We start from the raw sequence: 12,328 nt of genomic DNA, 5'->3' as shown, positions 1-12,328 counted from the left end.
TGCAGGAGGGGAAGAGCCGCCAGGAAATCATCGATTACATGGTGGCGCGCTACGGCAACTTTGTCACCTACGACCCGCCGCTGACCCCGCTGACGGTGCTGCTGTGGGTGCTGCCGCTGGCCGCCATTGTGGCGGGCGGGTGGATAATCGTCGCCCGCACGCGCCGGCGGGTGCGCCTGCGCCGGGAGCCGCTGCCGGCGGACACCCCGGTTTGCGGCGCGCGCGCCGGGTGGGGCGTTTACGTGCCGGGGGCCGTCATTGCGCTGGCGGTCGGTGCCGGCAGCTACGCCCTGACCGGCAGCTATCAGCAGGTCAGGGCCTGGCAGCAGGCAACGGCGCAGACGCCGGGGCTGCTGGCGCGGGCGCTGGACCCGCAGGCGCAGCCGCTGAATGAAGAGGAGATGGCGCGGCTGGCGCTGGGGCTGCGCACCCGCCTGCAGAATGATGCCGGCAATGTTGAGGGCTGGCTCATGCTGGGGCGCACCGGTATGGTACTGGGTAATGCCGGTACCGCCACCGGGGCGTATGCGAACGCTTACCGCCTGGACCCGGAAAACCGCGATGCGGCGCTGGGCTACGCGGAGGCGCTGACGCGCTCGTCCGACCCGGAGGATAACCGCCGCGGCGGGGAGCTGCTGCGCCGGCTGGTGAGCCGCGACCACACGGATATCCGGGTGTTAAGCCTGTATGCGTTCAGCGCCTTTGAGCAGCAGCGCTTTGGCGAGGCGGTGGCGGCCTGGGAGATGATGCTGAAGCTGCTGCCGGCGGGTGACGCCCGGCGGGCGGTGATAGAGCGCAGTATCCGGCTGGCGCAGGAGAAATAAGACCCTGACGGCCCGGTGGCGTGGCGCCACCGGGCCTGGCTTGTTACTGCATTCCGCGTGTTTGTAAAAATAGAATGGTCGCCGCGACGCGCGAGCGCACGTTTAGCTTGCGAAGTAGATTACGAATGTGCACCTTAACCGTCTGCTCAGAAATATTCAGTACTGACGCAATCTGTTTGTTAGAAAGCCCCTGCGCCAGCTCATGCAAGACATCTAACTCTCGTTCGGTCAGGATACTAAAGGGATCTTCCTGCGCGCCAAACCGTTTGCGCTCACGCAGATATTCATTGACCCGATCGCTAAAGACTTTACCGCCGTTAGCGCCTTTGCGAATGGCCTCCAGCAGCACTTCCGGATCGCTATCTTTGAGCAGATAACCGTCGGCGCCGGCGTCGATCAGCGCGTAGATGTCGCTGGCGGAATCCGAGACGGTAAGAATAATAATTTGCGCCGTCACACCATCCCGGCGTAGCGCGTTCAGGGTATCTAACCCGCTCAGACCTTTCATATTCAGATCCAGCAGGATCAGATCGGGCTCAATGCGATTCGCCAGATCGATCGCACTCGCCCCGTCACCCGCTTCGGCAACGACATAAAAAGCCGGGTCCAGTTCCAGTAATTGACGAATACCTCGCCGCATAAGTGGATGGTCGTCCACAATAAGCACCTGAAAAGGTGTTACTTCAGGCATGCTATATCTCCTGAGTTTTATTAGAATGATTATTGTTTTCAGCGCGGAAATCGTCCAGATTTGCCACATTGTCAAGCGCGTAAATTTTACCCTAATTAGTGCATGGGTAAGTAGTAAAACCTGTGACAGGCGAGTCATTAGCTGAACGATAGAAAGGATAAAACAACCCGTTGTGAGAGAAAACAGAATACTCTCTGAAGTTGAATACTGGTCTGGACGCTTTTTTCGGACAATGTGACATAACAGAAGTGTGGCATATGTAGCTGCGCCCTTGCACCCGTAAGTCCAGACTATCTTTACTGGCAGGAAATTCCTTATTAAAAGTCATAACGTCTAAAGCTTTTCATTATTAAAAAATTATTTTAATTGAATTTATTTATGGTTTTATTAATGCCAATGAAATACATCTGAGCAGAACGAATAAACCGCGACATCTGTTAAATTAAATATTAAGTCAATAGCAGAGGTATTTTTATGCGATAAAGAGATTCTGACGATATTCTTATCATAAATGAAAATGTGGTCAGGAATGAGAGTCATTCACTTATAACTTATCCTGGATGTGCCTGAACAACACTCGCGGCGTTTTGAGCACCCGTTGGGGCGACTCAAGGGGAGAACGTAGTGTGGATGCTATATCAGCCGTTTCTGTGAGCGTAAGCGTGGCGTAGAAAATTTTAAATATGTTAGCCGGTTAAAAATAACTATTGACATTGAAATGGTGGTGGAGTGTATATGAAGAGAATATTTATATATATATTATTACTTTGTGCATTCGCATGTTCTGCTAATGATAATGTTTTTTTTGGCAAGGGCAACAAGCATCAGATCTCTTTTGCTGCGGGAGAAAGTATAAGAAGAGGAGGGGTTGAGCACTTATATACGGCTTTTCTGACATACAGTGAACCCAGCGATTTTTTCTTTTTACAGGCAAGAAATAATCTGGAGTTAGGAGGATTTAAGGCTAAGGGTAGCGATGATTGCAGTAAACATTCTGGCAGCGTTCCCTGCAATAAATATAACCAGGGCGTATTGGGTATCTCGAAGGATGTGGCGCTGGTTCATTTCGCTGGTATCTATACCGGTATTGGTCTGGGAGCTTATATAAAATCTAAGTCGCGAGATGATATGCGTGTCAATTCTGCATTTACCTTTGGAGAAAAAGCGTTTCTTGGCTGGAACTTTGGGGCTTTTTCTACAGAAGCTTATATCCGGCATTTCTCGAATGGATCACTCACGGATAAAAATTCAGGGCATAATTTTGTAGGTGCTTCAATTAGTTATAATTTCTGAAGTTGAATAACAATTAGCGAGTTGCTGGCTGAAGGAGTAATTCATCACCGTACGTTGTCTACAAAAACGTGTTGTGACTAGCCGATCGTTATCGACCCTATGGCGACAGGGAGGCTAATTGTTAGTGACAAAGAAGTGGTAGGCCGTTTACCTTACCAGAACGTTTTATTATTGCTGCGACAGATTGCTTACTCATTTACCTGCCACTGCAAACATTTCTTCCAGCATAGGGTGTAGATGCGCTTTTTCTGTTTTAGTACAAACATGGTTTACGTTATTTGCCTGCATTGACTTTACGTTGACCACTGCACGGGAAAGGTGTCCGATCAGTTTATGCAAAATCAGTTCATGCAAAATAACGTCTCTGGCATCAGCTAACTTTTTAATTGCAGGCATAAAAAAACCAGCCCTGAGAGGCTGGTTTTTAAGGGGAATTTTGGTCGGCACGAGAGGATTTGAACCTCCGACCCCCGACACCCCATGACGGTGCGCTACCAGGCTGCGCTACGTGCCGACTTGTGGGTGCTAATACTACCTCTTTCCAACGCGAATGCAAGGGGAAACGGTGCTAACTGATTTATAATTAATCAGTTAGCGATAAAACGTTTCTCTTCTGTTAGCACTTGCAGCAGCAGACTGAGCTGCGGCTTCTGATCTTTGATCTTCTCGCCGTGTAAGTCATAGGTCTGATAATGACCGTTATTATTGAGCACCAGGGTCATTTGCGGCGTCGTGATTGCCAGCGTACTGCCGTCTGCCGCCGTTACCCAGTTATGGCGACGTGGAACGGTAAAGATGTCCTGGCCCTGTGAATATTCGTTCGCTGGCGTGCTGACATGTAACAGGCGTTGCATCAACGTGGTCATCACATCGGTATGATCGGTAAGCACATTAATACGCTGCGCAGGCGTCCCCGGCCAGTGGATCACCAGCGGTACTTGCAGATGACCTTGCGACCAGTCGAAGCGATTTTCTTCCGGCGTCAACGGTATGCCGCGTCCTGCGGTAATGATCACGACGGTATTGTCGAATTTACCGGCCTCTCGCAGCGCGTTCAGAACCCGATTGATTTGCGCATCCACGTCGCTGGCGGCGCTGGCGTAACGCTTAACAAAATTCTTCTGATTACTGTCATCAATGTTAGTACCGTTAAACGATACCCATGAGAACCAGCGGTTATCTTCCTGTGCGTAGCGCCCAAGCCAGTCTATCCACTGGCTGGCCGTTTGCGCATCAGACTGCGTCTGCGCTGTCGGCATCGAGAAATCGGACAGTAATGCCTGACGATAAAGCGGGCTGGCGAAGCCATCCGAAGAAAACAGTCCCAGTTGGTAGCCTTGCTGATTCAACGCGGTAATGAGCGCCGCAGGGGTTCTGGTGGATAACACGCCATCCATATAGCCTGGCGATATGCCATAGAACAGGCCGAAAATACCGTTATCAGTGGTATTCCCTGAACTCATATGACGGGTGAAGTCGATGTTTTGCTCGGCAAATGTAGCCAGCTCCGGCATCTGCTTCTCAAAGCGGGAATAGTTCAGGCCGTCTACGGTAATGAGCAGCACATTCTGACCGGTGCCCATATCGCGATAGTGCAAATTGCTAAGCGGGTACTGTACGGAGACCGCTTCCGGATTGCCTTGCTCTACCAGACGGCGCTGATATTCCTGCGCATCCAGCAGACCGTGTTTTTCAAGAAAACGTCGCGCCGTCATCGGATAAGAGAGCGGCAGGTTTGCCCGCTGCATGGTAATCGGCCGGTAAAAATTAGCGTCTGCCCAGATGTAGATAAGATGCGATGCGATAAAGGAGACGAAAAAGAATGCCGCAAGCGGCCTTGCGAAATGGCGGCGGCGCGTAAGACTGCGCAGCTTTTGCCAACTCCATGTCGCAAATAGCATCTCAATCAATAAGATAACCGGCACGCTAATAAACATAAGCTGCCAGTCGCGCGCCATTTCGTTCTGGTCAGGGTTGATGACCAGCTCCCAGACAATGGGATTAAGATGCAGGTGGAAACGGGTAAAGACTTCGCTGTCGATAAGCAACAACGTCATACCCGCGGTCGCCAGAATGGCTGATATAAACCGCATCAGCCGCTGGGACATCACGATAAACGTGAGCGGAAAAAGAATAAGCAAATAGCTGGCGAACACCAGAAAGCTAAAGTGCCCGACAATGCTCAGGTAGGAGTATATGCGACCCGCAAGCGTTGTCGGCCAGTCGGCGACAAACAGGTAACGGCTGCCGAGCAACGTAGCCAACAGTATATTGAACAGAGCGAACCAGTGCCCCCAGCTAACCATCTGGGAGACTTTTTCACGGTAGCGCTGACGATGAGTTACCATACCTGTCGCTTGTTTCTCCGGAGTCGGCTTTTTAGTGCGCGTTGTCTTCGCTAATCGAAGACTGCAAGGCGCGGGCAAAAGAGTTCGCAATCGCCTGGCGTTGAGCCGGCGCCACGCTGGTGTTGATAAGGTTGGTGACCATATTTCCCAGCACCATCAGGGAAAGATCGGTCGGCGCCTTATGTTTTTCCAGTACACTGAGCAGTTCGCTCAGCAGTTGTTCAACATGTTCATCACTATAGCGGGAGAGTTGTGGCATAAATCAAAATCTGTTTGTTCATGAAAGGGCAACATATTACCGTAGCAACAGTTTTTTTTCTGCATTTTTATCCCCTAAATCATTCGCGTTACGGATAACGCCTGAAATGACAGGGCGATTGCTTGCGTCTTCCGGCAGGCGGTGGTTGAATACCGCCCGGTCTTAAAGGAGAGTTTATCATGAGTCTGGATATCAACCAGATTGCCCTGCACCAGCTTATCAAGCGCGATGAGCAAAATCTTGAGCTGGTCTTGCGCGATTCATTGCTGGAGCCGACAACCACCGTTGTCGAGATGGTGGCTGAACTGCATCGGGTCTATAGCGCCAAGAATAAGGCGTATGGCCTGTTTAATGAAGAGAGTGAACTGGCGCAAGCGCTGCGGTTGCAACGTCAGGGGGAAGAAGATTTTCTTGCCTTTAGCCGGGCGGCGACCGGACGCCTGCGTGACGAACTGGCGAAATATCCCTTTGCGGACGGCGGCATTGTATTGTTCTGCCATTATCGCTACCTGGCGGTGGAGTATCTGCTGGTTACGGTACTGAACAACCTGAGCAGTATGCGGGTCAATGAAAATCTGGACATTAACCCGACGCATTATCTTGATATCAACCATGCGGATATCGTGGCGCGTATCGATCTTACCGAGTGGGAAACTAATCCGCAATCGACCCGCTATCTGACGTTCCTGAAAGGTCGGGTAGGGCGCAAGGTCGCTGACTTCTTTATGGATTTCCTCGGTGCCAGCGAAGGGTTGAACGCCAAAGCGCAGAATCGCGGCCTGTTGCAGGCAGTGGATGATTTCACCGCAGAAGCGCAGTTGGATAAAGCGGAACGTCAGAACGTGCGTCAGCAGGTGTACAGCTACTGCAACGAGCAGTTACAAGCCGGGGAAGAGATTGAGCTGGAATCGCTGTCTAAAGAGCTTTCCGGCGTCAGTGAAGTCAGCTTCAGCGAATTTACTGCCGAAAAAGGCTATGAGCTGGAAGAGAGCTTTCCGGCGGATCGCAGTACGCTGCGCCAGCTAACCAAATATGCCGGCAGCGGCGGCGGGTTAACGATTAACTTTGATGCGATGCTGCTGGGCGAGCGGATTTTCTGGGACCCGGCGACCGATACCCTGACTATCAAAGGGACGCCGCCGAATCTGCGCGATCAGTTGCAGCGACGCACGTCGGGCGGGAAATAAAGGCATACGACATAAAAGGACGCCGTAGTGAGTAAAGGAATACGTCAGAAGCCGCCTGTTAATTTCAGTTTATTTCGGCAGGTTTTGTATGCGCACATTGTCGCATTTTTGATGATGTTGGTGCTCGGGATGGTGTTCACCGTTCTCTCGTTGGTACTGTTTTATACTTATGGCGCCAACTGGTTACTGAGCTTGTTCATATGCCCGCTGTTCTTGTTAAGTGGTTTATTCATTACTGGATTTGCTTTTAAATCAACCTGGTCCAGCATACGTTACTATTACGACAAGGGGCAGTTGAAACGGTATGGGCTCAATCTTGATGCAACTTTGACGCATAAAGAGAAGGTGGAAATACGCATCGATAATGCAAAGCGTCAAGTGCGTGTAGATGAACTGGAGCTCCATGTCTTATTTGATTTTCAGTTTGATAGCAAGACATGGAGCTGCGGCGACTTACTGACCAATGAAAAGGTATTTGATGCGTTGAATGACGGGCAAACTATACCAATACGAATTTTGCCATGGAAACCGGAAAGTGCCAGCGTTCGTCAACGGGCATTATTCAATCGGCTTAAAGGTATGAATACCGCGGCGGAAACTACAGATCCTCGATTAGGGGAGGCGCTAATTGAATGTGGCGAGGTGTAAGAAAGCAGAAAAGCAAAGTGGGTTCTCGTTGCTCTGCATATCGTCAAATTCAATTAAACGCATAAAAAAACCCCGCCGGGGCGGGGTTTTTCTTCAACTTCCAGGCGATTACGCGCGAACGAAGTCGATGTGAGTCAGCTTCGGTTTGTAAGCGTGACGCTGTACAGCCTGAGCTTTAACTTTTACTTCTTTACCGTCAACAACGAGGGTCAGAACTTCGCTGTAGAATTCAGCTTTAGCTTGCATGTTCATCACCTGGTCGTGGTCCAGTTCGATAGCAATCGGGGCTTCAGAACCGCCGTAGATGATTGCCGGGAACTTGTTAGCGGCGCGCAGGCGGCGGCTCGCACCCTTACCCTGCTCTTTACGTACTTCTGCGTTGATAGTAAACATTTAAATCTCTCTTTAATAATTCCTGCTACAGGCGACCCAGCAACAGGTAAGTGATCTGCTTTGCGTATGCAAAGGCGGGCGGGATTCTATACTCAAATCGCCGTTACATCAATGAAAAGTACAATTAACCACGTAATTCGTGCGCCCGGCGGAAGCGGCCTTCATAGTCGAACACTTTTTCACGCACCTGCCAGTACTGGCCTTTCATCCGCGCGACCACAAAATCGGGATGCCGCAACAGCGCCTGCTGCGCGACAATATCCGCCGCCGTGATCCAGCGTAAAGGAACGCCGGGCGTGCGGGTATGCGGGCGAATAAATAGCTGTTCGAAAGCGGTACGCTGGGCGGGCGTGTGCAAGCGGAAGCGCTCACTAACATCCGCGCCGTCCTCGTCATAGTAAGTGATTTTCAGCCATTCGCCTTTCTCATCCTGCCCATGCTGCATCGTCATTCCGCTACAGCGCAGGACTAACGCATCCTTGAGCCTGAGCGCCGCTTTTAACATATCGTCCGGGTCGACCAGAATAGCGTCACATTCCCGGCAGCGTCGGGCGGCAATATCGTTTTCGGCATTACACTGCGGGCAGTTTTTGAAGCGAAAGCGAAAATCGCACTGCTCGCGATGGCCGTCGTCATCGTCAAACCAGCCCTGGCAGCGACGGCCAAAGTGTTCAATCAGCGTGCCGTCGGCAGTGGTTTTCCCCCAGAAGGTGTTGGCAAAGCCGCAGGCCGGGCAAAATACCTGGACAGGGACGTTATCGCTTTTTCCCTTCGGGCTACCGACCTCCGGGGCATACAGGTCGTGCGGGTTGCCAGCGTAATCAAGAATCAGGCAATCGGTCTTTCCCGGCGCAAGGCGCAGACCACGCCCGACAATTTGTTGGTAAAGACTAACTGACTCGGTGGGACGTAGAATCGCGATGAGATCAACGTGTGGGGCGTCAAAGCCGGTGGTCAGCACCGAGACGTTAACCAGATAGCGAAAACGCTGCGCCTTGAAATTATCAATCAGCGCGTCGCGCTCGGGCCCTGGCGTATCGCCGGTAATCAGCGCCGCGTCGTCCGCCGGAAGCAGACCGACAATCTCTTTCGCATGTTCGACCGTGGCGGCGAAAATCATCACGCCTTTGCGCGTTTGCGCAAATTCCATAATCTGGCTGATGATGTGCGGCGTAATCCGCTGCTGCTTTTTCAGCTCACGGTTCAGGTCGGCTTCGCTGAACAGCCCATTGCTTTGGGCCTGCAGGCGGCTGAAATCGTATTGGACCACTGGCATATCAAGCCGCTCAGGCGGCGTCAGATAGCCGTGTTTAATCATATAGCGCAGCGGCAGTTCATAAATACAGTCGCGAAACAGCGCGTTGTCGTTGCCGCGCACCATACCGTGGTAATGAAATTGATAAATCCAGCCTTTTCCGAGGCGGAAGGGCGTGGCGGTGAGCCCAAGCAGACGTAAGTGAGGATTAACTTTACTCAGGTGAGTGAGGATTTGCTGATACTGACTGTCTTCATCGTCACCGATGCGGTGGCATTCATCGACAATCAACAGCGAAAACTCCTCCTGGAAGGCGTCAAGATTACGCGCCACCGACTGTACGCTGCCGAACACGACTTTGCCCTGACTCTCTTTACGTTTGAGTCCGGCGGCGAAAATATCCGCTTCCAGCCCCAGCGCGCAATATTTGGCGTGGTTCTGCGCGACCAGCTCTTTCACATGCGCCAGCACCAGTACCCGTCCGCGGGCGACGCGCGCCAGTTCGGCGATCACCAGGCTTTTACCTGCGCCGGTCGGCAGAACAATCACGGCGGGCGTACGGTGGCGGCGAAAGTGGCTGAGCGTGGCGTCTACGGCTTCTTGCTGGTAGGGGCGGAGTGTAAAAATCATGGTCTCACTACGTTAAACGGTTCCGGGAATAGTATGCCATGAATCATTTCCCTTGAGGGATATAGTTAGCCCGCTATACTGAGCGGATAGCAATTCCCTTTTTTCGGGTAGAATGCCCGATTTCCGTATTATTACAGGCTAAATCACACACATGCGACTTGATAAATTTATCGCTCAGCAGCTTGGCGTCAGCCGCGCTATTGCCGGGCGTGAAATTCGTGGTAACCGCGTTACCGTCGATGGCGACATCATTAAAAATGCGGCCTTCAAACTGCTCCCGGAACATGCGGTTGCGTATGACGGCAATCCCTTAGCGCAGCAACACGGGCCACGCTATTTTATGCTTAACAAGCCGCAGGGATACGTTTGTTCAACCGATGATCCCGATCATCCAACGGTACTGTATTTCCTGGATGAGCCGGTGGCGTATAAGCTGCATGCCGCAGGACGTCTGGATATCGATACTACCGGTCTGGTGTTAATGACAGATGACGGTCAATGGTCGCACCGCATTACGTCGCCGCGCCATCACTGTGAAAAAACCTATCTGGTGACCCTGGAGTCGCCGGTGGCCGACGATACGGCAGCGCAATTTGCGAAAGGCGTGCAGTTGCATAATGAAAAAGATCTCACTAAACCCGCTACGCTGGAGGTGATAACACCTGTGCAGGTTCGTCTGACCATCAGCGAAGGCCGTTATCATCAGGTGAAGCGAATGTTTGCCGCAGTAGGCAATCGCGTTGTGGAACTGCACCGCGAACGGATTGGCGCCATTACGCTGGATGAGAATCTGGCTCCCGGCGAGTACCGCCCGTTGACTGAAGAAGAAATCGCCAGCGTCGGCTAACTATCTCGTTAAATTCAGGAGTTCGATGTGACCACCCGGCAGCACTCTTCCTTTGCCATTGTCTTTATCCTTGGCCTGTTGGCCATGTTAATGCCGCTGTCGATTGATATGTATCTTCCAGCGCTGCCGGTGATTTCTGCGCAATTCGGCGTGCCTGCCGGTAGCGCGCAGATGACGCTCAGCACCTATATTCTGGGGTTTGCGCTGGGGCAGCTTATCTATGGACCGATGGCGGATAGCCTCGGGCGTAAGCCGGTCATCCTGGGCGGGACGCTGGTATTTGCCGCTGCGGCGGTCGCCTGTGCGTTGGCGCAGACTATCGATCAACTGATCGTGATGCGTTTTTTCCACGGTTTGGCGGCCGCGGCGGCAAGCGTCGTCATCAATGCGCTGATGCGGGATATTTATCCAAAGGAAGAGTTTTCGCGCATGATGTCATTTGTCATGCTGGTCACTACGATAGCGCCGTTAATGGCGCCCATTGTCGGCGGCTGGGTGTTGGTATGGTTAAGCTGGCACTATATCTTCTGGATACTGGCCATTGCGGCGATTCTGGCGTCAGTCATGATCTTTGCTCTGATTAAAGAGACGCTGCCCGTTGAGCGGCGTCAGCCTTTTCATATTCGTACCACAATAGGTAACTTTGCGGCGTTGTTTCGCCACAAACGCGTACTGAGCTATATGCTGGCGAGCGGGTTTAGTTTTGCCGGTATGTTCTCTTTTTTGAGCGCGGGGCCGTTTGTCTATATCGAAATTAATCATGTTCCGCCGCAGGATTTCGGCTACTACTTCGCGTTGAACATCGTATTTCTGTTTGTGATGACGATTATCAACAGCCGTTTTGTCAGACGGGTAGGGGCGCTAAACATGTTTCGGGCCGGGCTATGGATTCAGTTTGCGATGGCGGTGTGGATGGTTTTCAGCGCGCTGATGGGCATTGGATTCTGGGCGCTGGTGGTCGGCGTTGCGGCGTTTGTCGGCTGTGTGTCGATGGTTTCGTCCAATGCGATGGCGGTCATTTTGGATGAGTTTCCGCATATGGCCGGAACGGCGTCTTCGTTGGCGGGCACTTTCCGCTTTGGTATTGGCGCTATCGTCGGCGCGTTGCTGTCGCTGGCTACCTTTACCAGTGCGTGGCCGATGATTTGGTCGATTGCGCTTTGCGCCGCCTGTTCCATTCTGTTTTATCTCTACGCCAGCCGTCCCAAAAAACGGTGACGGGCGCGGTGTCCCTCAATGGCGCCGAAGAATGCGCAGGCGGCGTTGGGGGGCGCTATCCGCTACACGATGGCAAAGCCAAACGACTTTCATAGTTGATGTATATCAATTACCAATTCATCATTTTCCTCCTTTATGTTTATTTTATGTAAAATCCATTTATGTAAAAAGTCACATCATTGTAGTTAAAAAGGTTGAGTTAGATCGCAGAAACGGGTACATATAGCCCGCCGCTATCTCCGCGTCGGTAAAACTATTTTAACTCCCGCTTGCTGTAGAGCCACTGACGGAGAGAAGGGCGTTAGCAATCTGTTTAAGGACGGGTTGTCAATGATGTGTTAATATAAATGTAAGTAAATTGTGAAGTAATTGTGCTTCCGGGGAAAGAAAGTGAATACATTACAGCTCTCAATTGTTCACCGTCTGCCGCAAAACTATCGCTGGTCGGCGGGTTTTGCGGGGTCAAAGGTTGAACCGATTCCGCAAAACGGGCAGAGCACCGAGAATAGTCTGGTGGCGCTTAAACTGTTGAGTCCGGCAGGCGATAGCGCGTGGTCAGTGATGCATAAGCTCAGCCAGGCGCTAAGCGATATTGAAGTTCCTTGCTCCGTGCTGGAGTGCGAAGGGGAACCGTGCCTGTTCGTTAATCGTCAGGATGAGTTTGCCGCCACCTGTCGGCTGAAAAATTTCGGCGTGGCGATAGCGGAACCTTTTTCTAACAATAATCCTTTTTAG

13 protein-coding genes, 1 tRNA gene and 1 pseudogene are annotated in these 12,328 nt (G+C 51.9%); 7 read left to right on the top strand and 8 right to left on the bottom strand.

The annotated features are described in order from the left end of the window. On the top strand, positions 1-824 hold an 824-nt coding region (locus tag ABVN36_RS18340; protein WP_393921179.1), incomplete at its 5' end, for a cytochrome c-type biogenesis protein CcmH. 43 nt (positions 825-867) lie between these two features. Here the strand turns inward: ABVN36_RS18340 and narP are convergent. After that, positions 868-1,515 (bottom strand): nitrate/nitrite response regulator protein NarP, encoded by a 648-nt coding sequence (narP, locus tag ABVN36_RS18335; protein ID WP_023138353.1) that lies wholly within the window; start codon positions 1,513-1,515, stop codon positions 868-870. 729 nt (positions 1,516-2,244) lie between these two features. On the opposite strand from narP, the gene pagL reads away from it, so the two are divergent. After that, the gene (gene pagL / locus ABVN36_RS18330) at positions 2,245-2,808 is read left to right on the top strand and encodes a lipid A 3-O-deacylase PagL (RefSeq protein ID WP_000281868.1); all 564 of its coding nucleotides are present in this window, start codon (positions 2,245-2,247) and stop codon (positions 2,806-2,808) included. Positions 2,809-3,000: 192 nt separating this feature from the next. Here the strand turns inward: pagL and ABVN36_RS18325 are convergent, their stop codons facing one another. The 5 genes and pseudogenes from ABVN36_RS18325 to ABVN36_RS18305 all read right to left on the bottom strand — a co-directional run bounded on the left by ABVN36_RS18325 (position 3,001) and on the right by ABVN36_RS18305 (position 5,415). After that, positions 3,001-3,204, bottom strand: a complete 204-nt coding sequence (locus ABVN36_RS18325; protein ID WP_023138354.1) for a DinI-like family protein — start codon at positions 3,202-3,204, stop codon at positions 3,001-3,003. Beyond that, positions 3,198-3,290 (bottom strand): annotated as a pseudogene (locus tag ABVN36_RS18320) (hypothetical protein); the annotation flags it as partial. The gene ABVN36_RS18325 and the pseudogene ABVN36_RS18320, both read right to left, overlap by 7 nt. Next, a tRNA-Pro gene (locus ABVN36_RS18315) sits at positions 3,246-3,322 on the bottom strand. The gene ABVN36_RS18315 and the pseudogene ABVN36_RS18320, both read right to left, overlap by 45 nt. A gap of 73 nt (positions 3,323-3,395) precedes the next feature. Beyond that, positions 3,396-5,156 (bottom strand): LPS biosynthesis-modulating metalloenzyme YejM, encoded by a 1,761-nt coding sequence (gene yejM, locus ABVN36_RS18310; RefSeq protein WP_023138355.1) that lies wholly within the window; start codon positions 5,154-5,156, stop codon positions 3,396-3,398. 31 nt (positions 5,157-5,187) lie between these two features. Further along, complete coding sequence (locus tag ABVN36_RS18305; RefSeq protein ID WP_001135904.1) at positions 5,188-5,415, bottom strand: YejL family protein; 228 nt, start codon at positions 5,413-5,415, stop codon at positions 5,188-5,190. Between the two features lie 179 nt (positions 5,416-5,594). Here ABVN36_RS18305 and yejK point away from each other — a divergent pair, with 179 nt between their 5' ends. Together yejK and ABVN36_RS18295 are read left to right on the top strand one after the other, a co-directional pair. Then, complete coding sequence (gene yejK / locus ABVN36_RS18300; RefSeq protein WP_000050806.1) at positions 5,595-6,602, top strand: nucleoid-associated protein YejK; 1,008 nt, start codon at positions 5,595-5,597, stop codon at positions 6,600-6,602. Between the two features lie 27 nt (positions 6,603-6,629). Further along, entirely contained in the window at positions 6,630-7,250 is a 621-nt protein-coding gene (locus tag ABVN36_RS18295; protein ID WP_000033429.1) for a hypothetical protein, read from the top strand. A 108-nt stretch (positions 7,251-7,358) separates the two neighbouring features. On the opposite strand, the gene rplY is transcribed toward ABVN36_RS18295, so the two are convergent. After that, positions 7,359-7,643 (bottom strand): 50S ribosomal protein L25, encoded by a 285-nt coding sequence (gene rplY, locus ABVN36_RS18290; RefSeq protein ID WP_000494192.1) that lies wholly within the window; start codon positions 7,641-7,643, stop codon positions 7,359-7,361. 124 nt (positions 7,644-7,767) lie between these two features. Next, the gene (locus ABVN36_RS18285) at positions 7,768-9,528 is read right to left on the bottom strand and encodes a DEAD/DEAH box helicase (RefSeq protein ID WP_000578115.1); all 1,761 of its coding nucleotides are present in this window, start codon (positions 9,526-9,528) and stop codon (positions 7,768-7,770) included. A gap of 151 nt (positions 9,529-9,679) precedes the next feature. Between ABVN36_RS18285 and rsuA the strand changes: the two genes are divergently transcribed. From rsuA to ABVN36_RS18270, 3 genes are all read left to right on the top strand, one after another. Then, positions 9,680-10,375 carry a 16S rRNA pseudouridine(516) synthase RsuA gene (gene rsuA / locus ABVN36_RS18280; RefSeq protein WP_001234836.1) on the top strand — a complete coding sequence of 232 codons (696 nt, stop codon included), beginning with the start codon at positions 9,680-9,682 and terminating at the stop codon, positions 10,373-10,375. A 27-nt stretch (positions 10,376-10,402) separates the two neighbouring features. Next, positions 10,403-11,593, top strand: coding sequence for a Bcr/CflA family multidrug efflux MFS transporter (locus ABVN36_RS18275; protein WP_000213349.1), 1,191 nt, complete (start codon positions 10,403-10,405; stop codon positions 11,591-11,593). Positions 11,594-11,983: 390 nt separating this feature from the next. Continuing rightward, a complete protein-coding gene (locus ABVN36_RS18270) occupies positions 11,984-12,328 on the top strand; it encodes a YejG family protein (RefSeq protein WP_001094639.1) in 345 nt (114 codons plus the stop codon).

The organism is Salmonella sp. SJTUF15581 (assembly GCF_043356775.1).
GTDB lineage: Bacteria > Pseudomonadota > Gammaproteobacteria > Enterobacterales > Enterobacteriaceae > Salmonella > Salmonella enterica.
This window is presented reverse-complemented; position numbering and strand designations above follow the sequence as displayed.

Coding starts and splice junctions, on each gene's coding strand:
- yejM (WP_023138355.1), bottom strand. CDS start 5,156: ATGGTAACTCATCGTCAGCGCTACCGTGAAAAAGTCTCCCAGATGGTT.
- ABVN36_RS18325 (WP_023138354.1), bottom strand. CDS start 3,204: ATGCCTGCAATTAAAAAGTTAGCTGATGCCAGAGACGTTATTTTGCAT.
- ABVN36_RS18285 (WP_000578115.1), bottom strand. CDS start 9,528: ATGATTTTTACACTCCGCCCCTACCAGCAAGAAGCCGTAGACGCCACG.
- rsuA (WP_001234836.1), top strand. CDS start 9,680: ATGCGACTTGATAAATTTATCGCTCAGCAGCTTGGCGTCAGCCGCGCT.
- yejK (WP_000050806.1), top strand. CDS start 5,595: ATGAGTCTGGATATCAACCAGATTGCCCTGCACCAGCTTATCAAGCGC.
- rplY (WP_000494192.1), bottom strand. CDS start 7,643: ATGTTTACTATCAACGCAGAAGTACGTAAAGAGCAGGGTAAGGGTGCG.
- narP (WP_023138353.1), bottom strand. CDS start 1,515: ATGCCTGAAGTAACACCTTTTCAGGTGCTTATTGTGGACGACCATCCA.
- ABVN36_RS18305 (WP_001135904.1), bottom strand. CDS start 5,415: ATGCCACAACTCTCCCGCTATAGTGATGAACATGTTGAACAACTGCTG.